General features: G+C 58.4%; 27 protein-coding genes and 1 pseudogene. 9 read left to right on the top strand and 19 right to left on the bottom strand.

The window, feature by feature from the left end; genetic code table 11:
- Positions 1-22: 22 nt before the first annotated feature.
- The 4 genes from BZL43_RS24545 to BZL43_RS24530 all read right to left on the bottom strand — a co-directional run bounded on the left by BZL43_RS24545 (position 23) and on the right by BZL43_RS24530 (position 2,350).
- Entirely contained in the window at positions 23-1,186 is a 1,164-nt protein-coding gene (locus BZL43_RS24545) for an EAL domain-containing protein (RefSeq protein ID WP_095634678.1), read from the bottom strand.
- Between the two features lie 123 nt (positions 1,187-1,309).
- Entirely contained in the window at positions 1,310-1,648 is a 339-nt protein-coding gene (locus BZL43_RS24540) for a hypothetical protein (RefSeq protein ID WP_095634677.1), read from the bottom strand.
- Positions 1,645-2,034 carry a phage holin family protein gene (locus BZL43_RS24535; protein WP_095634676.1) on the bottom strand — a complete coding sequence of 130 codons (390 nt, stop codon included), beginning with the start codon at positions 2,032-2,034 and terminating at the stop codon, positions 1,645-1,647. The genes BZL43_RS24540 and BZL43_RS24535 overlap by 4 nt, the downstream gene beginning before the upstream one ends.
- Before the next feature lies 1 nt (position 2,035).
- Entirely contained in the window at positions 2,036-2,350 is a 315-nt protein-coding gene (locus tag BZL43_RS24530) for a YqjD family protein (protein WP_007895050.1), read from the bottom strand.
- A 306-nt stretch (positions 2,351-2,656) separates the two neighbouring features.
- Here BZL43_RS24530 and BZL43_RS24525 point away from each other — a divergent pair, with 306 nt between their 5' ends.
- Positions 2,657-3,865: an ammonium transporter gene (locus BZL43_RS24525; RefSeq protein WP_095634675.1), complete on the top strand. Its 1,209-nt coding sequence runs from the start codon at positions 2,657-2,659 to the stop codon at positions 3,863-3,865.
- A gap of 1 nt (position 3,866) precedes the next feature.
- Here the strand turns inward: BZL43_RS24525 and BZL43_RS24520 are convergent, their stop codons facing one another.
- Positions 3,867-5,579 carry a monovalent cation:proton antiporter-2 (CPA2) family protein gene (locus BZL43_RS24520; RefSeq protein WP_095634674.1) on the bottom strand — a complete coding sequence of 571 codons (1,713 nt, stop codon included), beginning with the start codon at positions 5,577-5,579 and terminating at the stop codon, positions 3,867-3,869.
- A gap of 210 nt (positions 5,580-5,789) precedes the next feature.
- On the opposite strand from BZL43_RS24520, the gene BZL43_RS24515 reads away from it, so the two are divergent.
- The 3 genes from BZL43_RS24515 (at position 5,790) to BZL43_RS24505 (ending at position 7,476) form a co-directional block, all read left to right on the top strand.
- Complete coding sequence (locus BZL43_RS24515) at positions 5,790-6,026, top strand: glutaredoxin family protein (RefSeq protein WP_095634673.1); 237 nt, start codon at positions 5,790-5,792, stop codon at positions 6,024-6,026.
- Positions 6,027-6,192: 166 nt separating this feature from the next.
- Complete coding sequence (locus BZL43_RS24510; protein ID WP_095634672.1) at positions 6,193-6,513, top strand: transcriptional regulator; 321 nt, start codon at positions 6,193-6,195, stop codon at positions 6,511-6,513.
- Positions 6,514-6,585: 72 nt separating this feature from the next.
- The gene (locus tag BZL43_RS24505) at positions 6,586-7,476 is read left to right on the top strand and encodes a pseudouridine synthase (RefSeq protein ID WP_095634671.1); all 891 of its coding nucleotides are present in this window, start codon (positions 6,586-6,588) and stop codon (positions 7,474-7,476) included.
- Positions 7,477-7,565: 89 nt separating this feature from the next.
- Here the strand turns inward: BZL43_RS24505 and BZL43_RS24500 are convergent, their stop codons facing one another.
- Positions 7,566-7,787, bottom strand: a complete 222-nt coding sequence (locus BZL43_RS24500) for a YgdI/YgdR family lipoprotein (RefSeq protein WP_007895056.1) — start codon at positions 7,785-7,787, stop codon at positions 7,566-7,568.
- Between the two features lie 75 nt (positions 7,788-7,862).
- On the bottom strand, positions 7,863-8,465 hold the full coding sequence (mobA, locus tag BZL43_RS24495) for a molybdenum cofactor guanylyltransferase MobA (protein ID WP_095634670.1): 603 nt from the start codon (positions 8,463-8,465) through the stop codon (positions 7,863-7,865).
- A gap of 81 nt (positions 8,466-8,546) precedes the next feature.
- Here mobA and moaB point away from each other — a divergent pair, with 81 nt between their 5' ends.
- Both moaB and glp read left to right on the top strand, forming a co-directional pair.
- Positions 8,547-9,086 carry a molybdenum cofactor biosynthesis protein B gene (gene moaB, locus BZL43_RS24490; RefSeq protein WP_008075630.1) on the top strand — a complete coding sequence of 180 codons (540 nt, stop codon included), beginning with the start codon at positions 8,547-8,549 and terminating at the stop codon, positions 9,084-9,086.
- On the top strand, positions 9,070-10,296 hold the full coding sequence (gene glp, locus BZL43_RS24485) for a gephyrin-like molybdotransferase Glp (protein ID WP_095634669.1): 1,227 nt from the start codon (positions 9,070-9,072) through the stop codon (positions 10,294-10,296). Before moaB ends, glp begins: the two co-directional genes overlap by 17 nt.
- Before the next feature lie 65 nt (positions 10,297-10,361).
- Here glp and BZL43_RS24480 read toward each other — a convergent pair whose 3' ends face one another.
- On the bottom strand, positions 10,362-10,670 hold the full coding sequence (locus BZL43_RS24480) for a hypothetical protein (protein ID WP_095634668.1): 309 nt from the start codon (positions 10,668-10,670) through the stop codon (positions 10,362-10,364).
- Between the two features lie 324 nt (positions 10,671-10,994).
- On the opposite strand from BZL43_RS24480, the gene yegS reads away from it, so the two are divergent.
- Positions 10,995-11,912, top strand: a complete 918-nt coding sequence (yegS, locus tag BZL43_RS24475; protein WP_095634667.1) for a lipid kinase YegS — start codon at positions 10,995-10,997, stop codon at positions 11,910-11,912.
- On the opposite strand, the gene BZL43_RS24470 is transcribed toward yegS, so the two are convergent.
- From BZL43_RS24470 to BZL43_RS24460, 3 genes are all read right to left on the bottom strand, one after another.
- On the bottom strand, positions 11,896-12,555 hold the full coding sequence (locus tag BZL43_RS24470) for a response regulator transcription factor (RefSeq protein ID WP_095634666.1): 660 nt from the start codon (positions 12,553-12,555) through the stop codon (positions 11,896-11,898). The genes yegS and BZL43_RS24470 overlap by 17 nt on opposite strands.
- Positions 12,552-13,445 (bottom strand): sensor histidine kinase, encoded by an 894-nt coding sequence (locus BZL43_RS24465; protein WP_095634665.1) that lies wholly within the window; start codon positions 13,443-13,445, stop codon positions 12,552-12,554. Before BZL43_RS24465 ends, BZL43_RS24470 begins: the two co-directional genes overlap by 4 nt.
- Positions 13,446-13,842: 397 nt before the next feature.
- On the bottom strand, positions 13,843-14,313 hold the full coding sequence (locus BZL43_RS24460; RefSeq protein WP_095634664.1) for a hypothetical protein: 471 nt from the start codon (positions 14,311-14,313) through the stop codon (positions 13,843-13,845).
- A gap of 463 nt (positions 14,314-14,776) precedes the next feature.
- On the opposite strand from BZL43_RS24460, the gene BZL43_RS24455 reads away from it, so the two are divergent.
- Both BZL43_RS24455 and BZL43_RS24450 read left to right on the top strand, forming a co-directional pair.
- The gene (locus BZL43_RS24455; RefSeq protein ID WP_095634663.1) at positions 14,777-15,715 is read left to right on the top strand and encodes a chemotaxis protein CheV; all 939 of its coding nucleotides are present in this window, start codon (positions 14,777-14,779) and stop codon (positions 15,713-15,715) included.
- A 263-nt stretch (positions 15,716-15,978) separates the two neighbouring features.
- A complete protein-coding gene (locus BZL43_RS24450) occupies positions 15,979-16,782 on the top strand; it encodes an MOSC domain-containing protein (RefSeq protein ID WP_095634662.1) in 804 nt (267 codons plus the stop codon).
- A gap of 70 nt (positions 16,783-16,852) precedes the next feature.
- Here BZL43_RS24450 and BZL43_RS24445 read toward each other — a convergent pair whose 3' ends face one another.
- The 8 genes and pseudogenes from BZL43_RS24445 to BZL43_RS24415 form a co-directional block, all read right to left on the bottom strand.
- Positions 16,853-17,137: a pyrimidine/purine nucleoside phosphorylase gene (locus BZL43_RS24445; protein ID WP_008009347.1), complete on the bottom strand. Its 285-nt coding sequence runs from the start codon at positions 17,135-17,137 to the stop codon at positions 16,853-16,855.
- A 74-nt stretch (positions 17,138-17,211) separates the two neighbouring features.
- Positions 17,212-17,760, bottom strand: coding sequence for an exonuclease domain-containing protein (locus BZL43_RS24440; protein ID WP_095634661.1), 549 nt, complete (start codon positions 17,758-17,760; stop codon positions 17,212-17,214).
- 71 nt (positions 17,761-17,831) lie between these two features.
- Entirely contained in the window at positions 17,832-18,089 is a 258-nt protein-coding gene (locus tag BZL43_RS28895; RefSeq protein WP_371916228.1) for an acetyl-CoA carboxylase biotin carboxyl carrier protein subunit, read from the bottom strand.
- 236 nt (positions 18,090-18,325) lie between these two features.
- A pseudogene (locus tag BZL43_RS24435) lies at positions 18,326-19,793 on the bottom strand (acetyl/propionyl/methylcrotonyl-CoA carboxylase subunit alpha); the annotation flags it as partial.
- Between the two features lie 105 nt (positions 19,794-19,898).
- Positions 19,899-20,696: an enoyl-CoA hydratase/isomerase family protein gene (locus BZL43_RS24430; RefSeq protein WP_095634659.1), complete on the bottom strand. Its 798-nt coding sequence runs from the start codon at positions 20,694-20,696 to the stop codon at positions 19,899-19,901.
- Entirely contained in the window at positions 20,693-21,850 is a 1,158-nt protein-coding gene (atuD, locus tag BZL43_RS24425; protein ID WP_095634658.1) for a citronellyl-CoA dehydrogenase, read from the bottom strand. The genes BZL43_RS24430 and atuD overlap by 4 nt, the downstream gene beginning before the upstream one ends.
- Positions 21,851-21,983: 133 nt before the next feature.
- The gene (atuC, locus tag BZL43_RS24420; protein ID WP_095634657.1) at positions 21,984-23,600 is read right to left on the bottom strand and encodes a geranyl-CoA carboxylase subunit beta; all 1,617 of its coding nucleotides are present in this window, start codon (positions 23,598-23,600) and stop codon (positions 21,984-21,986) included.
- Between the two features lie 2 nt (positions 23,601-23,602).
- Positions 23,603-24,517: an SDR family oxidoreductase gene (locus BZL43_RS24415; RefSeq protein WP_095634656.1), complete on the bottom strand. Its 915-nt coding sequence runs from the start codon at positions 24,515-24,517 to the stop codon at positions 23,603-23,605.
- Positions 24,518-24,527: the final 10 nt, after the last annotated feature.

Below are 24,527 nucleotides of genomic sequence, written 5' to 3'. Positions count from 1 at the left end.
GCGCCGGTCGCTGCAAGGAGAACTAGAGCCCCGCCGCATCGATATCGATGAGCAGCAGTCGCTCGCCATTGTCGAAAAATTGCCCGGCGGTAAGGCAGTATTGATTGCTGGTGGCATCGCGGTAGGTGTTGGAAAGTGTCAGCCGACGCTCATCCCATCCTTCGGCCAGCAAGTGATAGAAGTAGGGGCGCCAGGACCAGTTATGGCCCAGATAGCGGTTATCCGCCTCCCAGCCGTTGTTGCGCCATTCCAGGTTGGGAGTCAGCTGTGTGCCGTGGCGGTCGCATTGATAAAAACGCAACAGCCAGGGAAACGCTTCCAGTTGCGGCAAGGCGCTCAGGGGTGCGCTGGCTTGAGCCCAGGCTTGCAGAATGGTCATCAGTTCGCTGAGCTGCTGGCGCATGACCATCAGGCGCGCGCGTTCAGCCAGTTTTTGCTGGACATAGCGCTGGCGCAGTTGCGCGAAGTGCCCGACAAAGGCATCCGTGGCGAAAAAATCGGCTTGCGCACGGGCGAACAGAAAGCCCTGCACGTAGCGTGAACCACACTCCAGGGCAAAGTTCAGCTGAGCGTCCGTTTCCACGCCCTCGGCGATAATCCAGCAACCGGTTTTCTCCGCCATTTGTGCCAGTGCTTTCACCACGTCGCTGCTGGGGCCACCCAATGCGGCGGCCTGGAACAGCCGCATGTCGAGCTTGAGAATGTCCGGTTGCAGGGCGAGCACGCGATCGAGCTGAGAGTAGCCGGCACCGAAATCATCGATGGCGATCCGCGCTCCGGCTTGTCGATAACGGGCCACGACTTCGGCAAGACGCTGGCTGTCGCCGCCCAGTTCAGTGATCTCAAAGACAATTCGTTGCGCGTCGACGCCATGCCTGCTCAGTTGCCGGAGGCTTGGCAGTGCCTGGTCCCGGCGCAAGCGGCTGATCCAGCGCGGCGATATATTAAGGCTGAGAAACCAGTCCGGTGGCGCTTCATGCAGGCGGCTCAAAGCATTGTCGCGGATTTGGCGATCGAGACGACGCAGGGCGACGGCGGGTGTTCGCGGGTCGGCGAACAGCGGTCCTACGGAGCTCAGTTGACCATCGGCCTGGCGCAGTCGACCCAGCGCTTCGACCCCAGCGATGCGGCCGGTGGCGGTATCGATGAACGGCTGAAAGCAGGCGAGCGGTTGCCCGTCGATCACGAGGCCTCCTTAATGAGGTTTTGTTCCGGGTAAACCTGGACATCAGGCAGGCACACAGGATCAACCTCTCGATGAAGAGGTTAATCCCGGTGGTATTGCAAGAATGCAGCCAAACAGTACTGATTAGTGTTTGCGCGAGTTCTGCATGATCAGCTTGATCAGCGGCCCCAGCGTGACACCAAGGCGAGCCAGCCGAGTCAGGCTGCCGATACCGCCACCCTTGGCCTTCTTGCCGGTCAGAAAGCCCAACCCGATCACGGCCGCGATGCCCCAGAGCGGGGCGTGTTTGATGCCGAGACCGTCTTGCAGGTTTTGCGTCATGCCACGCACCCGTTGCAGAGGATTCAGCAGGTGTTGGGATTCGTGGCGGATTTCCTGGCGATGCATTTCCATGCGCAAGCGAATCAGCGCCTTGCGCATTTCCGTGCGCGAGCTGTTGCGGGGAAGTTCAGACAGACTCATGGCAACAGACGCTCCCGATCGTTGGCCAACTCTTCCAGGGTGCCGTGGAAGGGCGAGGACTCATCGAAAATCGCTGCCCTCAAGCGCATCGCACAGAAGAACGCGGCGAGGGTATAGAACACACAGAGCCCGATGATTGCTGCCAGGCGATAGGTGTCCCAAAACAGGATCAACACCAGCGTCGACAAGCCCACCAGCAATAACAAGGCAAAAACCAGCGTCAGGCCTGCAAACAACAACAGGCTTACCGTACGTGCTTTTTGTTCCTGCAATTCAATGCCAAACAGTTCGACATGACTGTGCAGCAGTCCAAGAAACGCGGCACCGAGGCGCCGCGGGGATGAGCCGGTGCCCGTCGCGGACGGGCCGGATTCGCCGATCGCCATATTAGCGCCGAGTGGCCAGCAGGCCGATCAGAAAGCCCACGCCAGCCGCAATGCCGACCGATTGCCATGGGTTGGCCTGGACATAATCTTCCGTGGCGGTGACAGCGGCTTTGCCGCGCTCGCGCACAGAGTCTTCGGTCAATTTCAGTGTTTCCCGCGCGCGCAGCAGACTGTCATGGATCTGCTGACGCAATTCATCGGCTTGATCACCAGCCAGGGATTTGGTGTGTTCCAGCAACCTTTCAGTGTCGGTCACCAGGGTCTGAAAATCTTCCATCAGAACTTCTTGAGCAGTCTTTGCTGTGGTGCGTGCCATTGGTGATCTCCGTGAGTGGCTTCTGAAGCGTTCGAGTATGAGCCTTGTGTGAAGGTTCAGTACAAATGACTGGTACAACTTTTGCTGTGTCGTGGTGCGTCAGCCGGCGCCGTTGCGCTGTTGCCGGGCATGATTTCAGGAAAACCTTAACCCAAATAATCAAAACTCGCGCAAAGGTTCCATTCTTGTGCGCCAAAGCGGTTCATCCGGATCAGCGCCTCAGTCCGGATCGGCTGCAACTTGGTGCGCCTGTCTTCTGCGCGAACTGCTTTGGTGCTTTTTTTCAACCTTCAGGTCTGCCAATCCATGGAAAATCTGCAAAGTGCTGTGGACAGTCTGGTCCATAGCTCCAACACGTTGTTCATCCTGATCGGTGCGGTCATGGTCCTGGCCATGCACGCCGGTTTCGCCTTTCTGGAGGTGGGTACGGTTCGGCAAAAAAACCAGGTCAACGCTTTGTCGAAAATACTCAGCGATTTCGCCATTTCGACCCTGGCCTATTTCTTTATAGGCTATTGGATTTCCTACGGCGTCACTTTCATGCAGCCGGCGGCAGTGATCACCGCCGATCATGGCTATGGACTGGTGAAGTTTTTCTTTCTGCTGACCTTTGCTGCGGCGATACCGGCAATCATTTCGGGAGGCATCGCCGAGCGCGCCCGGTTCGTCCCGCAGTTGTGTGCGACGGTGCTGATCGTGGCGTTCATCTATCCCTTCTTCGAAGGCATGATCTGGAATGGCAACTTTGGTCTGCAAGCCTGGTTGCTGGAACGCTTCGGTGCCGGTTTTCATGACTTCGCCGGTTCCGTGGTGGTTCATGCCATGGGCGGTTGGCTGGCACTCGCGGCGGTCTTGTTGCTCGGTCCAAGGCAAGGTCGTTATCGCGATGGGCGACTGGTGGCATTCGCCCCGTCGAGCATTCCCTTTCTGGCGTTGGGTTCCTGGATTCTGATCGTTGGCTGGTTCGGGTTCAACGTAATGAGCGCTCAAACCCTGCAAGGGGTCAGCGGGCTGGTCGCCGTGAATTCGTTGATGGCCATGGTCGGCGGCACCGTGGCAGCGTTGATCGTGGGGCGCAATGACCCGGGCTTCCTGCATAACGGCCCACTGGCGGGATTGGTGGCGATCTGCGCCGGCTCGGATTTGATGCATCCGGTTGGCGCGTTGGTGACCGGCGCCATCGCCGGGGCACTGTTTGTCTGGTGCTTTACGGCGGCTCAAGGCAAATGGCGTATCGATGATGTGCTGGGCGTCTGGCCTTTGCATGGGCTGTGTGGTGTCTGGGGCGGGATCGCTTGTGGCATTTTCGGTCAAACTGCCTTGGGTGGTTTGGGGGGCGTGAGCCTGATCAGCCAGTTGATCGGCACTGCTCTGGGCGTGATCGTCGCGCTGGTTGGCGGTTTTGCAGTGTATGGCGTTATCAAGGCGCTTCATGGTCTGCGCCTGAGCCAGGAAGAGGAGTATTACGGCGCGGACTTGTCGGTGCACAAGATCGGAGCCGTGAGCCAGGATTGAATCAGCGTTCTTCATCGTCGGCACCGGGGTAAAAACCGTGCAGCAGGCGATAGCGGTCACGCCTTACCTGGTCGACCCGGTCTCGCACCTGCTGGCCGGGTATGCCCAGCATGATCAGTGCGTGGGAGGCGAGCATCAGGCTGGACTCCAGCAACTCGGGTACGACTTCGCTGGCGCCAGCCGCTTTCAACTCGGCCAACTGACTATCGTCCCGTGTGCGCACCAGGATCGACACGCTCGGGTTGTACCGGCGTGCCTCCTTGAGTATCAACAGGGCGATGTCCGTCTGATCCACGGCGACCACCAGTAATCTGGCGCGCTCCAGCCCTATCGCTACCAGCAGTTCGCCGCGGCATGAATCGCCGTAATGAACGCAGCTTTCATTGACGGCTGCTTCCTGAACCCGGACCGGGTCGGTATCCAGTGCGATGTACGGTTGGTCTATATTGCGCAGGACGCGGCCAATGGACTGACCTACGCGGCCATATCCACAGATCACTACGTGATTGTGCAAACCGGCGTTTAGCGCGCTGATTTGTTCGAGTTCGGCTTCTTCGTTGGGCTTGTGGTGCAGACGTGTGGCGATGCGGGGAGCGGCGCGCAGCAGTAAAGGTGTCACCAGCATCGAGCAGAACGTGGCCGCCAGCAGCAGGCCACCGAAGTCATCGGGCATCAGTTTGTTCTGCTGCATTTGCGTCATCAGGGCAAAACAGAATTCACCCCCTTGAGCCAATGCCAGGCCACTGCGCCAGGCGGTTTCGACATCGCTGCCGCGCCATTTGACCAGCAGCGCGACCACGGTGCCTTTGATCAATAGTAATCCCAGCGTCAGACCAAGAATCAGCAAACCGTGACTGGCAAACAAGCGCAAATCGATCAACATGCCGATGCTGACGAAGAACACTCCCAGCAGAATGTCGCGAAACGGACGGATATCCGCCTCGATCTGATGTCGGTAGTGGCTTTCACCCAACAGCATGCCAGCGAGAAAGGCGCCCAGGGCAGGGGAGAGGCCGAGTAAGTGAGTCAGCCAGGCCGTCAGCAGAACGATCACCAGCGCCAACAGCACGAACAGCTCAGCGGACCGGGACGTGGCGACTTCATGAAACAGCCGTGGCAAAAACCAGCGACTGACCAGCAGCAGACCGACGAACAGCAAGACAGTCTTGCCCAGCGTCAATGGCAGAGCCCAATACCAAACCTGGTCGCTATTACCGGCGAACACCGGGACCAGGGTCAGTAGCAACACAGCGACCACGTCCTGGAATAGCAGCACGGCGATGGCATTCTGGCCGTGGCGGCTGAAAAGCTCACCGAGGCTGCTCAACTCCTTGCTGACAATGGCGGTGGACGACAGCGCCAAACCGGCACCGAGTAACAGTGCAGGCGTGGTTGGCATGCCGAACAGCATCAGCAACACCCCCAACGCGATCCCGGAAAGCAGCACTTGCAGGCTGCCCAAGCCAAATACCACTTGGCGCAGGGCGAGCATTTTCGACAGGGAAAATTCAAGCCCGAGAGAAAACAGCAGGAACACCACGCCTAACTCGGCAAGGTCGGGCAACTCTTCGCTTTCATTCACCCAGTCGAACGCTGTCGGCCCGATCATCAGCCCTACGCACAGGTAGCCCAGCACCGGTGGCAAGCGCAGGCGCTGGAACAATGCAATCACCACCAGAGAAGCGGTAAAGATGATCAACAGATTGGCGAACACAAAAAACTCCGGTGAGGGCTCTGGCTACTCAAGCGTAGAAGTAAAAAAGACGCGAGCATCGTGCAAATGGCAGTCAAGGCGAATGATGTGAGTCAGGAGTTTGCCGAAATCTCTTGAAATCAGCCATTGCCAAGGCTGATTGGGGTATCGGCTCGACTGCTTTTGATAGCGGGCCTAGAATGAGCGCTTACTTTACTTGGTCTCGTTGTCATGCCTCCTGAATGTCAGCTTTTCGGCACCCTTGGTTGCCATCTTTGTGAAGTCGCTGAAGCAGAGCTGATGCCTTTGGTCGAACACGGTTTGATGGTGGAGTTGGTGGATATCGCTGACGACGAAACGTGGTTCGAAGCCTACAGTCTGCGTATTCCAGTGTTGCGACGGGTCGATACCGGCGCAGAGCTGAGCTGGCCGTTCAGTGCCGATGAAGTGGTGGCGTTCCTGCGCTGACTGACACTGTCAGCGATGCCCCACCCGTCGCAGTACTAGTTTCATCCATTGGCGAAAAGTTGGTTATTCGGCATACTGTATGCGCATACAGTTATTCCGATTGCCTGCCATGCTTTTCCCTGATTCGGGTTTGGGCAGGCAATCCCGGAAATCAGAGGGATGAACCTTGGTCAATGTCGAGCAATTGAAGAACAGCGTGAACCGGATGTCGGCAGACGTGGTACGCGAGGCCGTCCTCGAGTTGCGTCTGGATGGACTGGTCACGGAGCGGAAAACGCCCTTCAACAAGTTGCATTTCAATACCTGTTTCGCCGAAATCGAAGCCTTGTTCCAGCGTGCGGGCTACCACCGGCAGCTGGATGTCGTGGGCTATCAGGGTTTGTTGTATGCGCTTTATGATCCGGGACGCTGGGAAGCGGTCGATGTGCTGCGCTGGCTCAAGGAGTTCACTGAAGCGGCTGCTCAAGAACAGTCGATACCGGCCTGAGGATTCTCTTCTAGGTTCGTTCCGGCCACTGTTGGATAATGCCGCCCTGCATTGAGGGTCAGAGCTTTTCGTATGTCCATTTCAGTTTTTTCTGCTGCACATAACCAGGCCAGCACGCTCTACCTGCCGCCGGGGCCATGGCAGACCGTACTCGATTGCCTGTGCGAACACTTCAGCGCCATCGGTCGTGAACAATGGCTGGACAGAATTGCTCGTGGTCGTGTCCTGGATGGACAAGGCCTGCCGATCGCCCTGGACCTGCCTTACAAGGAAGGTCTGCGGATTCATTATTTCCGTGAGGTGCCGGACGAAAAACCGATCCCGGTGGTGGAGGCGATCCTCTACGCCGATGAGCATCTGGTGGTGGCGGACAAACCGCACTTCCTGCCTGTGACTCCGGCTGGGGAATACGTGGAGCAAACATTGCTGCGGCGCTTGATCCGTCGCCTGGATAACCCGCATTTGGTGCCGTTGCATCGAATCGATCGGCATACGGCGGGGCTGGTGCTGTTTTCAGCCAATCCTGCGAGTCGGTCGGCGTACCAGTCGTTGTTTCCTTCACGCCAGATCGAAAAGCGCTATGAAGCAATTGCCCGGGCATTACCTGAGCATTCCTTTCCGCTGGTCCATAAAAGTCGACTTGTCGATGGCGAGCCGTTTTTTCGCATGCAGGAAGGTCCGGGTGTCAGCAATACCGAGACGGCTGTCGAGGTCAGGGAAAAAAACGGTGAGCTCTGGCGTTATGGGCTGTACCCGGTCACGGGTAAAAAACATCAGCTACGTGTTCACATGGCAGCGCTGGGGGCCGGCATCTGCAATGATCCGTTCTATCCTCAGGTGCTCAAGGACGTTGAAGATGACTATGCCAACCCTTTGAAGCTGTTGGCCCAAGGGCTGCGATTTGTCGACCCGGTCACGGGACAGGAAAGAGAATTCGAAAGCACCATCACCTTGCAGTGGTGATCATAAGGCTAACGATCCTGCTTTTCTTCAGCCACGAAAAAGCCCGCTTCTAAAGCGGGCTTTTCTATATCTGGTTGTCGCCGTAAAGATTACAGATCTTTAACGGTACGGACCTGATCTTTATTGACGCGGGTGTGCTTGCCATCCAGTTGTTCGAATTCGTAAAAGCCCGATTCTTCATCGTACTTAGGCGCGTCGACGGCCTGGATTTCTCGACCGTCATTCAAGGTGATCACTGTAGGCGATGCGCAGCCGGCGAGGGTGGCAAGGCCCAGTGCGAGCATGAAAGTGGCGAGGGTCCGTTGAGTCATGTGTGTGTCTCCGAATGGGAATTCTTTAGTTGCTGATCTTGAGACGTATACAACGCGCGCAAGTTCCTTCGCGTGTCAGTCTGACACAGTGTGGTGTGTGCTTAACAGTTCCGGGGTGTTGAGATTGGCCAAGCGAGCGTCGTTTTCAGGGCATTGCAGGGCAATGGCACCCAGTTTGCGCATAAGGCGACCCGGGCTGCGTTCGCCTTCGTTCCAGGCGGTTTCGAAAGCCACTGAAAGGGCGACGGGGATTATGCACAGCAAGGGTTCCCAATGTTCACCATGGCGCAACATCAGCGGTTTGTCCGGATGCTGCCCGGCGGTTTCACGCATGCTCTGGAGCAGCGCGGCATCGATGCGTGGCACATCGCAGGGCAACACAAGCAGGCAGGCGTGACGAGCGGCCTTCAGGCCAGCGCGAATACCCGCCAATGGCCCCGGAAAGTCGCCTTCGTCGTCATGGACCAACTGATCCGCATAAGGCGCATATTTTTCCAGGTTTCTGTTGCAGGAGATGATCAGGTCATCACTCAGCGGGCGTGTCTTGCGGTGCAGATGCGCAATCAGCGGTTCACCATGCCAATCCAGCAATCCCTTGTCCTGACCGCCCATGCGTTGGCCGCGACCGCCGGCCAGGAGCAGAATGGAGCAAGGCGCCAGAGGTGTATTCGTGGTCATCGCACTTCTCCATGAGGGCGGCGAAAAAATGAAGTGCTGTGATATAACACCGGGCTGTTTCTCCTACAACTGGACGAGCCTATGAAAGCCAAGGCTGATGTACCTTTCGCACCACTCAACATTGCGGTGCTGACTGTCAGCGATACCCGTACCCTGGAAACCGATACCTCAGGCCAGGTCTTCGTCGACCGTTTGAGCGCTGCCGGTCATAACCTGGCGGCCCGTGTATTGCTTAAAGATGACCTCTACAAAATACGCGCGCAAGTCGCCAACTGGATTGCCGATGAGGTCGTGCAAGTGGTGCTGATCACCGGCGGTACCGGGTTCACCGGTCGCGACAGCACGCCAGAAGCCGTGAGTTGCCTGCTGGATAAGCAGGTCGATGGTTTTGGTGAATTGTTCCGGCAGATATCGGTAGCGGATATCGGCACCTCGACGGTTCAGTCCCGGGCCCTGGCCGGTCTGGCCAATGGCACGCTGGTCTGCTGTTTGCCGGGCTCGACCAACGCGGTGCGCACCGGTTGGGATGGGATTCTCGCCGAGCAACTGGATTCCCGTCACCGTCCGTGCAATTTCGTGGCCCATCTGAAACAGGCGGCACCCTGTGAAACCCGTGGGTAAGCCAGGCAAGGCCGGCAGTCTGATGGCTGTCGAGGTGGCACTGGCGCGTTTACTGGAAATGGCCGACGCCGCGAAGATTCGTGAGCACGAACGCTTGCCATTGGCACAGGTTCAGGGACGCGTACTGGCCGCTGACCTGATTTCGACACTTGATTTACCGCCTTGGCCCAACAGTGCCATGGACGGCTATGCCTTGCGCCTGGCCGACTGGACGGGAGAGCCGTTGGTGGTCAGTCAGAAGATCTTTGCAGGTCAGGCCCCGGAACCCTTGAAGCCAGGTACTTGTGCGCGGATCTTCACCGGCGCGCCAGTGCCTGCCGGTGCCGATTGTGTCGAGATGCAGGAGAACGCCGAGGTTCAGGCGGATGAACGAGTACGTTTCATCGAAACCATGCGCCCGGGACAGAACATCCGTCCACAAGGTCAGGAGGCCACCGTCGGTGAGCTGATCCTGCCTGTCGGCACTCGTCTGGGATCTATCGAACAAGGGTTGGCGGCGTCACTGGGATGCGCCGAGCTGGACGTCGTTCGCAAGGTTCGTGTTGCGGTCCTGTCTACCGGTGATGAGTTGATTGAGCCCGGCCAGGCCCTTGGACCAGGACAGATCTACAACAGTAATCGAGTCTTGCTTTGCAGTTGGTTGCAGCGCCTGGGTTGTGAGGTGATCGATGCCGGTATTCTTCCCGATGATTTAGCGACCACTCGTGCCCGCCTCGGTGAGCTGAAGGATGTCGACCTGATTCTCTCCACCGGTGGCGTATCGGTGGGAGAGGCCGATTTTCTGGGTATTGCCTTGCGGGAAGAGGGCGAATTGACGCTGTGGAAGCTTGCCATCAAACCAGGCAAGCCGCTGACATTCGGGCATTTTCGCGGCGTGCCCGTGATCGGTTTACCTGGCAATCCGGCGTCGACCCTGGTGACTTTTGCTTTGTTGGCAAGGCCCTACCTTTTGCGCCGCCAAGGCGTAAAAGAAGTCGAGCCCCTGAAGTTTCAGGTGCCGGCAGGATTCATCTGGCCAAAAGCGGGTAATCGACGTGAGTACTTGCGCGGACGTCTGGAGAATGGCCGGGCGATCATCTACAGGAATCAGAGCTCTGGCGTACTGCGCAGTGCTGCCTGGGCTGACGGTCTGGTTGAAGTGCTGGAAGACCGTACGCTGATCGAGGGTGATTGGGTGAGCTTCATCCCTCTGAATGAAGTCTTGAGCTGATACAGGCACTGGTTTTGCCCCGCAAGCCCGGTTGATCACTTCGGGCTTGCGTGTGTGCTCATTTCTTAATGTGCCAGAAGTGTCACGACCTGATCGAAGCGGCTGTTGGCGATCCAGGCCAGAAGTCCCAGGACCACGGCTGTTGCGCCAGCTGAGTAAGCCAGCCTGTGTTTGATGGATTTGACGTCGCCCCGGACTTCATCCATGTCTCTGCGGATGTACTTGAGGTGTGTTTCCAGTTCAATGACGCGAGGTTCCATGTCAGCTTCTCCGGCGTGCTTTGCGCTGTTTTTGAGTTCAGCCTGATGATTGGCGCGATTTTCTGCGAACGGCGCGACCGGGGTTACCGGTAGTCTGAGGTCATGGCTTTGCATGGACTAGCTGGCTCCTTGCGTTAAAACCATTCAAATGATCGATGCCGTTGTTGTTTGCGCTGTTTGAGGCCCTTAAGGGGGTTCCATTCATTGTTTTCACATCCCTGTGTAATAAAACGGGTAATCACAGATAACAGAGACCCAACGGTGTACCAATTGTTCGGGTGGGTCAATTGAGCCGATTCCTCATGTTTTGTACGAAAAAATACCGCTCTGTAGGACCCACGTTTCCTTCCCTTGGAAATAATTGAAATCCAGTCGACTTTTATCAGGCGCTGCGAGGTCAACATATGCTATGGAATTGCGGATAGGGGAGTGGCAAAAATGAGCGAGCGCAAGGCGCTGTTGATTCTGCATGGCAAGCAGGCACTCAATGAGGAGGTCCGCGCAGCTGTCGAAGGCAAACGCCAGCAAGGTTGGGAACTGGCTGTTCGACTGACCTGGGAGGCGGGCGATGCTCAGCGGTTGGTGGAGGAAGCGCTGACGGCAGGTTATACGCAGCTGATTGCCGGCGGCGGTGATGGCACTTTACGTGATATCGCCGAAGCCATGGCGACGCATTCGACACAGGCCAGTCTGGTGCTGTTGCCCTTGGGCACCGCCAACGATTTTGCCCGCGCTGCCGGGGTGCCTCTGGAGCCCGCTCAGGCGTTGGATTTACTGGAGGTGGCCCCGCGAACCATCGATCTGGGAGAAGTCGGCGGGCAGGTTTTCCTGAACATGGCCACCGGCGGTTTTGGCAGTCAGGTCACGGCTAATACCTCCGAGGATTTGAAAAAAATTCTGGGAAGCGCCGCTTATCTCTTCACGGGTTTAACCCGCTTCAGTGAGTTGCATGCGGCCTATGGTGAGTTGCAAGGACCGGACTTTCACTGGCGAGGCGAATTGTTGGCATTGGGCATTGGCAATGGCCGACAGGCTGGCGGCGGGCATATGTTGTGCCCGCAGGCGCTGGCTGACGATGGTCTGCTGGATATCAGCATTTTGCCCGCGCCACAGGAAGTGGTCGGTACTTTGAAAGACCTGCTGACTGATGGTTTCGGAATCGACAACATGTTTGTACGAGCTCGCTTGCCATGGGTCGAGATCAAGGTGTCGGAGGGGCTTTATATCAATCTTGATGGGGAGCCTCTGGAGGGCGACAGTCTGCGTTTCTCGGCGCGCCCGGCGGCATTGCGTGTGCATTTGCCCGAGGACTCACCGCTGCTGAGCGTCTGGAATCCAGCTAATCGTCCAGACTGATGATTTGCTCGCGCACGGCGAATAGCACCAGGCCGGCCACATCGAAGATCTGCAAGCGCTTCATGATTTGCGAGCGGTGAGTTTCGACAGTCTTGATGCTTAGCGCCAGGCCATTGGCGATTTCCCGGGTGGATTTCCCGCGAACAATCAGTCGCAGGATTTCCAGCTGACGTGCTGTCAGGTTGTGCGAGTCCTGGGTTTGCGTCTGATTTTTCTGGGTTCGAATCAGCGCTTGGTTGATGACTGTATGGGCAATGGCCGGGCTCAGATAGCGTTCGTTATTGCGCAAGGCATCCAGTGCTTGTTCGAGTTCGGTGGCGGTGGTGTCCTTGAGCAGGTAGCCATGAGCTCCTGATTCCAGGGCCTGCATGATCAGCTCCGGGTCGGTATGCATCGACAGGATGAGCACTTTGCACTGCGGGCGTACGCGCTTGAGTCGCTGCAAGGCTTCAAGACCACCGGTTTCCTTCATGGAAATATCCAGCAGAATGATGTCCGGGGACAACTGCTCCACCATTTCGACTAACAGCGAGCCGTCATTGGCTTCCCCGATTACCGCATACCCGGGAATATCCAGCACCAAAGCGCGCACGCCAGCCCTGATAAGCGAGTGGTCATCCACCAGAAGTAAGTTACAAGTCAATGCATAACCTTATTCGTACTGGCCCGTTCCAGCGCACGGGGCGCCCAGGGGAAGAGTGCTTCGATTTGAGTGCCTTTGCCCGGCTCGCTGGCCACGGTCAGCGTGCCACCTAACTGATCGATCCGTTCCGACATGCCGGCCATCCCGCGTTGCCCCTCGCGAGCGGGATCTGCCGCTGGCACAAAACCCAGGCCATCGTCGCTGATCAATAACGACAGGCCTTGGGGCAGGCGTTGCAGGCGGACGAGCAGATTTTCGGCCTGGGCGTGCCGCAGCATATTGGTAACCGCCTCCTGGGTAATGCGAAAGGCTGCCACCGCCATTTCTTCCGGTATGCCCGTCAGGCGTTGATGGCATTCCAGGCTCCAGTGCACGGAGGTATTGGCCAGGGTCCTGAGTAGATGTGCACGCAGGCTGGCTTCCAGCCCGAGACTGGCCAGTTGTCGTGGATTCAGGATGGCCGAGACGTCACGAACCTTGGTGAGGGTTTCGTCCAGCGTATCGCACAGTACGGAACATTGCCCCCGCAGTTCTTCGGGTATTCGACGTTTGAGCCACTCACTTTGCAGTTTTGCGGCGGTCAGCAATTGACCAATGTCATCATGCAGTTCCCGACTGAGCCGATGGCGTTCGTTTTCCTGCACTTGGAGCAGACGGTCAGCCAGTTCTTGAGGTTGAAACTTTATCGATTTGCGCGAGAGGCAATGTCCCACCCAGACACAGGCCAGCGCTGCACTATTGAGTACCAGCAAACTCAACGGTAAAGAAATGGACAAGCTGTAGACCAGCAGACTGCCAAGCGCAGAACAGATGCACAGAAAAAGCGTGAACCGGCGCGCGTTTTTTCGGGAAGGTGGCCACAGGGTAATTGACTTGAGGCTGGCGTACATAGCGGATGGAGCCAATGGATGATCGCTGTGGGCAGACCGGCCACAAGGGTTGACGGGTCTCTGTGTGGAAATCGTTGTGTGAAGTCGCCGTCATGGCTGTGGTGCAGTGTCGGGAATGCAGGCCATATGCCTGGCTGGAATCACTGCGCCATTAATTGGCGTCAACTAATGGTCGGCATACTATCACTTAACATACCGTTGGTCGTGTTCGATAGATAACTCAATAGGATCAAATTACATTTTCTGGACGATGGTTCCAGAATGGAAAAACTTTCCGCCAGGCGCACTCCAAAGTTGAGCCATGTATATCTAATTCGAATTGCGCCTCAGCAATGACACATCCAATTGCGACATGAATGCATCAAGTTATAGGGCGGCGGCGTCAAGGCTGATGTTTTTAAGCTTGTCGTTCCGAGAATGAAACCAACCTTAAAGGTCTGGAATGGCTGTGCGGCTGAAACTGACTTTGTCCTACTTGAAACGCAAACGCTTCAATCAGTGAGGTCTGTTCGGTGTCATCAAGACCGAGCTGGCCGGTAGTTTGATCAATGAGTTCAAGTTGCCAGGCCAATAAAGTGAAGCAGTCCTTGAGCGCATCCAGCGCTTGGTCGTGCAGGTTCATGTGATTCTGCGCGCCGCTCAGTAATCCATGAATATGCAGCGAGAACTCCGAAACTGCCGCCAGTGCCAAGGCATCGGCTTTGCTCGACAGTTTGAGAAGGGTACTGAGCATGCAATCGATGGCGTCCTTGTCATTGCTGATCAGTTGCAAATGACTCAGGCATTCCTCGGATTTGGCCAAGAGCGTTTCAGCCTCAACGAGAAATTCTGGAAATCGCTGAGCCCACTCTTTGGTGTCGTTCGGCATGCTTATCTCCACAACGTCGTGTCAGATGAGGGAATGTCGTGTGTGCCGACGAGAACCATAGGTGTCCCCGCGCTGCCCAGCCTTCCTGGTATCGCGCTATGGCAGGTTTGAGCGCCGGCAGGGGAACTCGAGAAGGTGGATGGCCACTGACCTGCGATCACACACAAAAGCCTGACTCCATTCATGCAATGAGAATGGCGTCACATTAATGGCTATTGGATATTGCGAATATCAGGTTGGGCCTGATTGTTACTAGGGGAATCCCTTACGCAGGGGAACCTAACGCGCAAACCGAGGTCGCGCCGCGAGGAATGAAGCCGATGAAAATCACGGAGCCAGTAAAGCATGATGTTAATGTGACATCAATGCTTGGGCGTGGCATTTTGTCTGAGGGTCAAGGTCCGGCAAAAACAGCCGATAAGTCCCTTTAGTGAATTCATCAGAACAAGCCCAGGAGTCATTAATGGCCGGCATTCTCGACACGGTAGACCAACGCACGCAATTAGTGGGTGAGAATCGCCTGGAAATTCTCATGTTCCGGCTAGCCGGGCGGCAATTGTTCGCGATCAACGTGTTCAAGGTTCAGGAAGTGCTGCAACTGCCGAAGCTGACCCTGATGCCCCAACGCCATCCCTTTGTCTGCGGCGTGGTGAACTTGCGTGGCCAGACGCTGCCGGTGATCGACCTGTCCCAGGCCATCGGCATGCGCCCATTGGTGCCAAGCCCCACCAGTACCATCATTGTTACCGAATACAACCGCTCGGTGCAGGCGTTCCTGGTTGGTGGCGTGGACCGCATCGTCAACATGAACTGGGAAGCCATTTTGCCGCCGCCGACCAGCGCCGGTCGTCAGCATTACCTGACGGCCATCAGTAAGGTCGATGATCAACTGGTGGAAATCATCGACGTCGAGAAAGTCCTGGCCGAGATCGTTCCGTACAACGCCAAGGTATCGCGCGACAAGCTCGACGATCCGGTGCTGGAGCGTGCCCGTGGCCGTGAAGTGCTGCTGGTGGATGACTCAAACGTAGCCTTGTCGCAATTGCGCGACACCTTGGGCCAATTGGGCGTCAAGATGCACATCGCCAGCGATGGCTTGAAGGCGCTGAACATGCTCAAAACCTGGGCCGATACCGGCGAAGTCATGACCGACAAGTTGCTGATGATCTTCACCGATGCGGAAATGCCGGAGATGGACGGCTATCGCCTGACCACCGAAATCCGTAACGACCCTCGTTTGCGTGGCCTTTATGTGGTCTTGCACACTTCGCTGTCGGGTAGTTTCAATGATTCCATGGTGAAGAAGGTCGGCTGCGACAACTTCCTTTCCAAATTCCAGCCCGACAAACTCGTCGACGTGGTGCGCCAGCGCCTGATGCTCGATGCAGTGCCGACAAGTTAAGCCCCGGCGCATTCTTTGTAGCAGCTGGCGAAGCCTGCGTTCGGCTGCGAAGCAGTCGTAAAATCAGAAACTACGGTGCATCAGGCGGATCGCGTTAGGTGGAATCACGACTGCTTCGCAGCCGAACGCAGGCTTCGCCAGCTGCTACAGATCGCATTACAGCTTAATTTACCGGCATCAGGACAAGCCCCCTCGCCACGGGGCCTTTGATTCGGCAATCAAGCTCGTATAGGGTGGCGTTTTTACCTCCAAGGGAGCTGGCCATGCGTCTGAGCGCGCTTTATCGTTTTCCATTGAAATCCGGCAAGGGCGAGCCCCTCGATCAGGTCCGCCTGGACAAGCTGGGACTGGACGGCGATCGACGCTGGATGCTGGTGGACGAAGCCAGCGGGCGCTTCCTGACCCAGCGCGCGGTCGCGAAAATGAGTCAGCTGTCGGCGTTGTGGAATGCCGACGGCGGCTTGACCCTCAGTGCCCCGGGTCATTCACCGATCGATATTGCGTTGCCTGACGGCAATGCCGATCTGCGTGGGGTGACCATCTGGCGCGACACCTTGCGCGTTCCCGATGCCGGCGATGCGGCGGGTGCCTGGGTCAGTGAGTTCATCGGCAAGCCGACGCGCCTGGTGCAAGTGCCGCTCGATCGCGCGCGGACCACCCAGGCCGGCTATGGCAAGGACGATGATCAGGTGGCGTTTGCCGACGGCTTTCCGTTGTTGCTGATTGGTCAGGCATCACTGGAGGACTTGTCGAGCAAGGTCGGGCGGCCGCTGGAGATGTTGCGTTTCCGCCCCAATCTGGTCATCGAGGGCAGCGAGGCGTATGCCGAAGATGGCTGGAAACGCATCCGCATTGGCGATGTCGAGTTTCGCGTGGTCAAGTCCTGCTCACGCTGCATTCTGACCACCATCGACCCGCAGACCGGCGAACGCAGCGATGATCGTGAACCGTTGGCAACCTTGCAGAAATACCGCACCGAAGCCGACGGTGCAATGTTCGGACAGAACCTGGTCAACGACGGCAATGGCTGGCTGGAAGTCGGCATGCCGGTGACGATCCTCGAATAAAAACCCTTCAAATAAAAATGCCCGCGTCCAAGGACACGGGCATTTTTTTGTCGCTGTGAAAACCCGTGGGTTAGCCGCGGTATTCGCACAGGTAAGCGGTGTCGACGGCCACTTTCAGCTGGAACTTGCTGTTGGCGGGTACGTTGAACTGGCTGCCGGCGGCGAAGGTTTCCCAAGCATCGCTGTCAGGCAGTTTGACGGTCAGGGCGCCGGACACCACGTGCATGATTTCACGCTGGCTGGTGCCGAATTCGTATTCGCCCGGTGCCATGACGCCGATGGTCGCTGGACCTTCAGCGGTGCCAAAGGCGATCGACTTGACGGTGCCGTCGAAGTACTCGTTGACTTTAAACATGGGCGGTTCCTCGAAAAGGGCTAAAAAGGGCCGGCCAGTATGCACAAGGTGTCGATAGGCGTCACCTCCTGCACTCAAGGATTAGCGGGGAAAACCAACGGTAACAAACGCGCCGTATTGCGCGCATCTTCCAGCGCCCGATGCTGCTGACCGTTGAACTGCAGGCCCGCCAGTTGCAGGGCTCCATTGAGCCCCAGCGGGCGCTCGAGCCGACGAGCTTTGGCGAAGCGTTGCTTGAGGTTCATGTGCGGGACCCGGCTCAAGGCGCTGTCGAGCTGCAGGCGCTGCCAGTCCTGAAGCAGTTGTTTGCGGTCGTAATCGCCCCAACTGGCCCAGCCTTCCAGACGCGCATGATGTTGGCCAAGCCAGCGTTCGAACAACGGCCATACGGCGGTGAGCGGCTGTGCGGCGTCGATATTGGCTTGGGTGATGTGGGTCAGCTCCCGGCAAAACGGCGTCAGCAAGGGCCGGCGCAATGGGCGCACGAAGCACTGGAAGTGATCCAGTTCCTGGCCTTTGCGGTCCACGAGGGTGGCACCGATTTCGATGATTTCCATTTCTGTTACTGGCCAGCCGCCCTCATCGGTGGTGGCTTCCAGATCAATGACCAACCAGTGAGGCATCGCAGGGTTCCTGGTATCCGCGTCCTGATAGGGCTTGAGCGTAGCCAAACCCGGCGGATCCGCCTAGCGGCTTATTCGACCTCTAACAAAATCTGACGATTTTTCACCTGATCCCCAACCCTGACCTGCAAGCGTTTAAGTACTCCATCGATCCCGGATTTGAGCGGATGCTCCATTTTCATTGCTTCGAGTACCACCAATAGCTGACCTTTGCTGACCCGGCTGCCCTCACTGACCAGTACATCGACGATCGCCCCGTCCATCGGCGCCTTGAGCGTGCCGGAACTGACACTGGCCTGGCTGCTGACCAGCGCCTGGGTCCGATCCATCAGCCGCAGGCTGCCGGGGCGCGTGAACAACCACAGTTGCCCGGCCTCGAGGCGGTAGGCATGGCGTTGGCGAATACCGTCGATCTCCAGGGTGGCCCAGTGTTCGTCGCCTCCGATGACCCTCAGTTCGAGGGCGCGAGCGCCGATCTGAACACGATAGGGTTTACCAGGTTCAGCGTTCAATTCCACCGGCCAGTCCTGGTCCTGCCGGCCGATTCGGTAGTGCAAAGGCACGCTGGCGTTGTTGCGCCAACCGGCCAGCGGGGCGCGGTGAGCCTGCGCTGAAGCCTGGTAAAACAGCGCTGCGGCGATGGCCAGTTGTTCGGCGCTCGGCACCTGGGGATGCAGGCAAGGATGATCGGCGAAGTACATAGGGATGAACCCGGTGCTGAACTCGCCGCTGATGAAGTGCGGATGTTGCAGCAGGCTTGCGAGCAAGCGCTGATTGCTTTGCACGCCCAGCAGCACGCTGTCCTGCACTGACCGCAACAACTTGCGCCGGGCTTCTTCGCGGGTGGCGCCGTGGGCGATGAGCTTGCCCAGCATCGGGTCATAAAACGCACTGACAGACTGATTTTCGATCAGGCCATGGTCGATCCGCACACCGCCCGGCAACGCAGGTTCCCAGGCCACGATTCGCCCGGTTTGCGGCAGAAATCCCTGGGCCGGGTCTTCGGCATACAGGCGCACTTCCATGGCATGGCCATTGAGCTGCACCTGCTCTTGTTGCAACGGCAGTGGCAGTCCTTCGGCCACGTGAAACTGCCAGGCCACCAGATCGAGGCCGGTGATCAGCTCTGTCACCGGATGTTCCACTTGCAGCCGGGTGTTCATCTCCAGAAAGTAGAACTGCCCGCGAGCATCCAGCAGAAACTCCACAGTGCCGGCGCCGACGTAATTCACCGCGCGCCCCGCCTTGAGTGCCGCTTCGCCCATGGCCTGGCGCAACTCGGCAGTCATGACCGGGCAGGGCGCTTCCTCGATGATTTTCTGGTGACGGCGCTGGATCGAACAATCGCGCTCACCGAGGTAGATCAGGTTGCCGTGTTGATCGCCGAACAGCTGTACTTCGACGTGGCGCGGGTCGATCAAGGCTTGTTCGAGGATCAGTTCGTCGCTGCCAAACCCATGCTGCGCTTCGGAACGCGCGGTACGGAGTTGCTCCAGCAATTCTCCAGCGTTGTGCACCAGGCGCATGCCACGACCGCCGCCGCCGGCACTGGCCTTGATCATCAGCGGATAGCCGATGCGTTCGGCTTCACGGCCGAGGGTCGCGTCGTCCTGTTCGCTGCCCTGATAGCCTTCGATGCAGGGCACACCCGCCTGGATCATGGCGAGTTTCGACAGGCGTTTGCTGCCCATCAGTTCGATGGCTTCGGGGCTGGGGCCGATGAAGATGATGCCGGCCTGTTGGCAGGCGCGGGCGAATGCTGCGTTTTCCGAAAGGAAGCCGTAACCGGGGTGAATCGCATCGGCACCGGTACGCCGGGCGGCGTCGAGGATTGCCGGGATGTTCAGGTAAGACTGTTGTACCGTGGCCGGGCCGATGTTCACGGCTTCATCGGCCATCTGCACATGCAAGGCATCGGCGTCGACATCGCTGAACACGGCGACGGTGCGGTAGCCCAGCGCTTGCGCGGTGCGCTGGATGCGGCAGGCGATTTCACCGCGGTTGGCGATCAGGATTTTGCTGAAGGCGGGCATGGGTTGTTCCCTTGGTTTTTGCGGTGAAGGTGAGGGCCTCTTCGCGGGCAAGCCTCGCTCCTACGGACTGCGTGATACCAGGAGCGAGGCTTGCCCGCGAAGCTCTTAAATTGCCCAACCCGGTTTTCGCTTTTGCACAAAAGCCATCGTCCCCTCGACCCCTTCATCCCCGGTCACCGCTTCGCTGAACCACTCGGCCGCCTGATCCAGCAGGCCCTCCGAGGGTTGTCCGGCACTCGCCAGCAAGAGTTTTTTGGTCGCTGCATTCGCCCCCGGGGCGCAGCACATCACATGAGCCAGCACTTCATCGAGGCGTTCGGCCAAGGCTTGCGGGTCATGCTCGACAAAATGCACAAGTCCCATGCGCCGTGCCTGGGTGCCATCGAACCGTGCGGCGGTCAGGGCCAGTCGGCGGGCCTGGGTCAGGCCGATGCGCTGCACCACGAACGGTGCGATCTGCGCTGGCAACAGGCCGAGGCTGGTTTCCGGCAGGCCGAATTGCGCCTGATGATCGGCCATCGCGATATCGCTGACGCAGGCCAGACCGAAACCACCACCAAGCACCGCGCCTTGCAACACGGTGATGACCACTTGCGGCGCGTGCTGGGTTTCTTCCAGCAAGGCGCCGAACGCACGGTTCAAATCACGGTAGGCCGTCTGACCCTGAGCCCGGGCGTTGGTCATGTCCTTGATATCGGCACCGGCACAAAAATGCCCGCCGGCACCGCCGATCACCAACGCGCGAACCTGCCGGTCATCGCGCACCGCCGCCAGCACCGCGCGTAGCTCGGCGACCATTTGCAGGCTCATGGCATTGCGACTGTCGGGGCGATTGAGGGTGATGTGCAGGATGCCGTTATGCCGCTCGAGCAACAGGGTCTGGCAAACGGGAAGGGTGTTCATTTGTTTTTCCCCGGCAGGATGCCCATGAGTTTGCAGATGATCCCCAGCATGATTTCGTCGGCACCGCCGCCGATCGATACCAGCCGCACATCGCGGTAAGCCCGCGCCACCGGGTTGTCCCACATGAAACCCATGCCGCCCCAATATTGCAGGCAACTGTCACTGACTTCCCGCCCCAGTCGCCCGGCCTTGAGTTTGGCCATGGACGCCAGGCGGGTGACGTCCTGGCCTTTGATGTATTGCTCGGTGGCTTGATAGACCAGCGCCCGCAGGCATTCGATTTCGGTTTGCAGCTCGGCCAGACGGAAATGAATGACCTGATTGTCGATCAGCGCATTGCCGAAGGTCTTGCGTGCCTTGCAGTACTCGATGGTGCTGTCGACGCAATACTCCAGGCCTTTGATCATGTTCGCCGCGCCAAACAATCGTTCTTCCTGGAACTGCAGCATTTGCATCATGAACCCCGCGCCTTCATGGCCGATGCGGTTGCGTTGCGGCACGCGCACGTTGTCGAAAAATACTTGGGCAGTTTCCGAGCTGCGCATGCCGAGTTTGTCCAGGTGCGGGCTGAGACTGATGCCGGGGCTGTTCATCGGCACCATGATCAGCGACTTGTTGATGTGGGGTTTATCGTCCGAGGTGTTGGCCAGCAGGCAGATGAAGTCGGCGCTCGGCGAGTTGGTGATCCACATCTTGCTGCCGTTGATCACGTAGTCGTCGCCGTCCTTGCGGGCGCTGGTTTTCAACCCTGATACGTCGGAGCCGGCACCGACTTCGGACACACCGATACAGCCGACCTGCTCGCCGGTGATTGCGGGGCGGAGGAATTCTTCGCGCAGTTCATCGGAGCCGAATCGCGCCAGGGCCGGGGTGCACATGTCGGTCTGCACGCCGATGGACATCGGAATGCCGCCGCAATGAATGGTGCCGAATTCTTCGGCGGCCACAATCGAATAGCTGTAATCGAGCCCCATACCGCCGAACTTTTCCGGTTTGGAAATCCCCAGCAGACCGAGGTCGCCCGCCTTGCGAAAGATCTCATGAATCGGAAAGCGCCCGGCCTTTTCCCATTCATCGACGTGAGGATTTATCTCGTGATCGACGAATTGGCGGACGGTGCGGCGCAGTGCTTCGTGTTCCTGGTTGAAGATCATTTTTTATTGTTCTCCTGACGAACCCGATCGTTCCCTGTGCAGCAAAGGAACGCCTCTATGGACGCTCTGCGTCCGCCATCGGGACGCGGAACGCCCCGGGCTGCATTCCCACGCAGAGCGCAGGAACGATCAATCAAAACCTCGCGACGCCAAAACTGTTAGGTTGCAGCGAACGAACCTCGGCTTCATGGCAGATATCCAGCAAATACCCGAGCAACGTGCGGGTATCCCGCGGATCGATCAGCCCGTCGTCCCACAGATTGGCGCTGCCATACAACGCGGTGGCCTGGCTGTCGAGCTTCTGTGCAGTGACTTGTTCGAGCATGTCGAGCATTTTCGGGTCGGGCACCAACCCGTCCTTGAGCTGTTTGGCTTCGGTGACGATCCGCATCACTTTGCCGGCCTGAGCGCCGCCCATCACCGCGGTGCGGCTGTTGGGCCAGGCAAAGATGAAGCGCGGATCGAGGCCGCGACCGCACATTGCGTAGTTGCCAGCGCCGTAGGAACCGCCGACGACGATCGTCAGTTTAGGCACCCGGGCATTGGCCACCGCTTGAATCATTTTCGCGCCGTGCTTGATCACACCTTGTTGTTCCGACTCGGTGCCGACCATGAAACCGGTGGTGTTGTGGAAAAACAGCAGGGGCGTCTGGCTCTGGTCACAGAGCTGAATGAACTGCGCGGCCTTGCTCGCACCTTTGGGCGTAATCGGGCCGTTGTTGCCGATGAAGCCACAGGCTCGACCCTGAATCTGCAAATGCCCGCAGATCGTTTGCTGATCGAACTCGCCCTTGAATTCGAGGAAGTTCGACGCGTCGGCAATCCGGGCGATGATTTCGCGCACGTCGTAGGGTTTTTTCGGATCATCCGGGATCAGACCCAGCAGTTCGTCGATGGGGTAGAGCGGTTCTTCCCACTGACGTTCGGGTAACCATGGCAACTGATCGTTCCACGGCAACAGGCTCATGATCTCGCGCACCTGGCGCACGCCATCGGCATCGTTCTCGGCCAGGTATTCGGCGGTGCCGGCGGTTTGCGCGTGCATCTGGGCGCCGCCCAGTTCTTCATCGGTAGCGATTTCACCGGTGGCGGCCTTGAGCAGCGGCGGTCCGGCAAGAAACAGCTTGGCCTTGCCGCGCACCACCACCACGTAATCCGACAACCCCGGCTGATAAGCACCGCCCGCCGTGGCCGAGCCATGGACCACGGTAATTTGTGGCAAGCCCATGGCCGACATCCGCGCCTGATTGGCGAAGCTGCGCGCGCCTTCGACGAAAATCTGCGCCGCATAATTGAGGTTGGCGCCTCCGCTTTCCGCGAGGGTGATGACCGGCAATTTGTTTTCCATGGCGATCTGTTGCAGGCGCAAGGACTTTTTCAAACCGCTGGGGGAAATGGTTCCGCCCTTGATCGCGCTGTTGTTCGCCACCACCAATACCCGTGCGCCGGACACATAACCGATCCCGGCAATCAAACCGCCGCCGGCTGCGCTGCCGTCCTTGTCGTCGTGCAGCTTGTAGCCGGCCAGGCTCGCCAGTTCGAGGAACGGCGCGCCGGGGTCGAGCAGCAGGTTGAGCCGCTCCCTTGGCAGCAGTTGCCCGCGCTTGTCGAACCTGGGCTTGGCTTCGGCGGCTTTGCTCAGCAGGTTCTGTTCGAGCTGGCGGACCTGCTCGATGCCGGCCAGCATGGCCGCCCGGTTGCGAGCGAACGCTTCGCTGAACGGGTCTACCTGGGACTGGATGACCGGCATGGTTATTCCTTGTCCTTGGGTTCATCTGGTTTGGAGACGTCTGGTTTGGACGCGTCGGGTCTGAGTACTTCGGGTAAATAGGCGCGATGAAAGCCGTTGTACGAATGACTGTTCTGCGCCTTGTGCATCGGCCAGGCCCGCCCGCCGAGGCTGGCGGCGCCGTCGATGCGCAACGTGCTGCCGCTGACAAAAGCGGCTGCCGGGCTGAGCAGGAAAACAATCGCCGCGCTGATTTCCGATTCGGTGCCGATGCGCTTGAGCGGCACGTGTTCGCACAGGGTCGGGATGACGGCCCGGAACGCACCTTCGTAGGTGTCCATGCCGCTGGAGGCGACCCAGCCCGGCGCGACGGCGTTGACCCGCACGCCGGCATAGCCCCACTCAAACGCGGCGGTCTTGGTCAAGTTGTCCATGCCCGAGCGGGCTGCGCCTGAGTGCCCCATGCCGGGCATGCCGCCCCACATGTCGGCGAGCATGTTGACGATGGCGCCGCCGTGCTTGCTCATGGACTGATTGAACACCTCGCGGGCCATCAGAAAACCACCCACCAGGTTGGTGCGCAGGATGGTTTCGAAACCTTTCTGATTGATCGATGCCAGCGGCGCGGGGTACTGCCCGCCGGCATTGTTGACCAGCCCATGAATCGGCCCGTGTTTGCGGATCAATTCGCTGACCAATTGCGTGACGGCATCTTCATCGCGGATATCGCAGACCTGCCAACTGGCTTTCCCTCCATCTTCGGTGATTTCAGCGGCGACCTTTTTCAGTTTCTCGGCATTACGCCCCACCAGCAGCACCTGCGCGCCGAGGGCTGCGAGCTCATGGGCGGTGCAACGGCCGATACCGCTGCCGCCACCGGTGACGATGATGTTCTGGCCGGCGAACAGATCGGGTTTGTAAATCGAGTCATAAGCCATGGCGACGGTC

It is taken from the genome of Pseudomonas sp. PICF141, assembly GCF_002286815.1.
GTDB lineage: Bacteria > Pseudomonadota > Gammaproteobacteria > Pseudomonadales > Pseudomonadaceae > Aquipseudomonas.
The sequence above is the reverse complement of the archived record's forward strand: the minus strand, read 5'-3'. Positions and strand labels throughout refer to the sequence as shown.

Bases quoted from the DNA above. Each gene is read 5' to 3' on its own strand.
- BZL43_RS24525 (WP_095634675.1), top strand. From the start codon at position 2,657: ATGGAAAATCTGCAAAGTGCTGTGGACAGTCTGGTCCATAGCTCCAAC.
- BZL43_RS28895 (WP_371916228.1), bottom strand. From the start codon at position 18,089: ATGGATCGGACCCAGGCGCTGGTCAGCAGCCAGGCCAGTGTCAGTTCC.
- mobA (WP_095634670.1), bottom strand. From the start codon at position 8,465: ATGACCACGAATACACCTCTGGCGCCTTGCTCCATTCTGCTCCTGGCC.
- BZL43_RS24460 (WP_095634664.1), bottom strand. From the start codon at position 14,313: ATGCCGAACGACACCAAAGAGTGGGCTCAGCGATTTCCAGAATTTCTC.
- BZL43_RS24450 (WP_095634662.1), top strand. From the start codon at position 15,979: ATGCGTCTGAGCGCGCTTTATCGTTTTCCATTGAAATCCGGCAAGGGC.
- BZL43_RS24535 (WP_095634676.1), bottom strand. From the start codon at position 2,034: ATGGCGATCGGCGAATCCGGCCCGTCCGCGACGGGCACCGGCTCATCC.
- atuD (WP_095634658.1), bottom strand. From the start codon at position 21,850: ATGATCTTCAACCAGGAACACGAAGCACTGCGCCGCACCGTCCGCCAA.
- BZL43_RS24540 (WP_095634677.1), bottom strand. From the start codon at position 1,648: ATGAGTCTGTCTGAACTTCCCCGCAACAGCTCGCGCACGGAAATGCGC.
- yegS (WP_095634667.1), top strand. From the start codon at position 10,995: ATGAGCGAGCGCAAGGCGCTGTTGATTCTGCATGGCAAGCAGGCACTC.
- moaB (WP_008075630.1), top strand. From the start codon at position 8,547: ATGAAAGCCAAGGCTGATGTACCTTTCGCACCACTCAACATTGCGGTG.
- BZL43_RS24530 (WP_007895050.1), bottom strand. From the start codon at position 2,350: ATGGCACGCACCACAGCAAAGACTGCTCAAGAAGTTCTGATGGAAGAT.
- BZL43_RS24415 (WP_095634656.1), bottom strand. From the start codon at position 24,517: ATGGCTTATGACTCGATTTACAAACCCGATCTGTTCGCCGGCCAGAAC.
- BZL43_RS24480 (WP_095634668.1), bottom strand. From the start codon at position 10,670: ATGCAAAGCCATGACCTCAGACTACCGGTAACCCCGGTCGCGCCGTTC.
- BZL43_RS24500 (WP_007895056.1), bottom strand. From the start codon at position 7,787: ATGACTCAACGGACCCTCGCCACTTTCATGCTCGCACTGGGCCTTGCC.
- BZL43_RS24515 (WP_095634673.1), top strand. From the start codon at position 5,790: ATGCCTCCTGAATGTCAGCTTTTCGGCACCCTTGGTTGCCATCTTTGT.
- BZL43_RS24505 (WP_095634671.1), top strand. From the start codon at position 6,586: ATGTCCATTTCAGTTTTTTCTGCTGCACATAACCAGGCCAGCACGCTC.
- BZL43_RS24430 (WP_095634659.1), bottom strand. From the start codon at position 20,696: ATGAACACCCTTCCCGTTTGCCAGACCCTGTTGCTCGAGCGGCATAAC.
- BZL43_RS24445 (WP_008009347.1), bottom strand. From the start codon at position 17,137: ATGTTTAAAGTCAACGAGTACTTCGACGGCACCGTCAAGTCGATCGCC.
- atuC (WP_095634657.1), bottom strand. From the start codon at position 23,600: ATGCCGGTCATCCAGTCCCAGGTAGACCCGTTCAGCGAAGCGTTCGCT.
- BZL43_RS24440 (WP_095634661.1), bottom strand. From the start codon at position 17,760: ATGCCTCACTGGTTGGTCATTGATCTGGAAGCCACCACCGATGAGGGC.
- BZL43_RS24455 (WP_095634663.1), top strand. From the start codon at position 14,777: ATGGCCGGCATTCTCGACACGGTAGACCAACGCACGCAATTAGTGGGT.
- BZL43_RS24465 (WP_095634665.1), bottom strand. From the start codon at position 13,445: ATGTACGCCAGCCTCAAGTCAATTACCCTGTGGCCACCTTCCCGAAAA.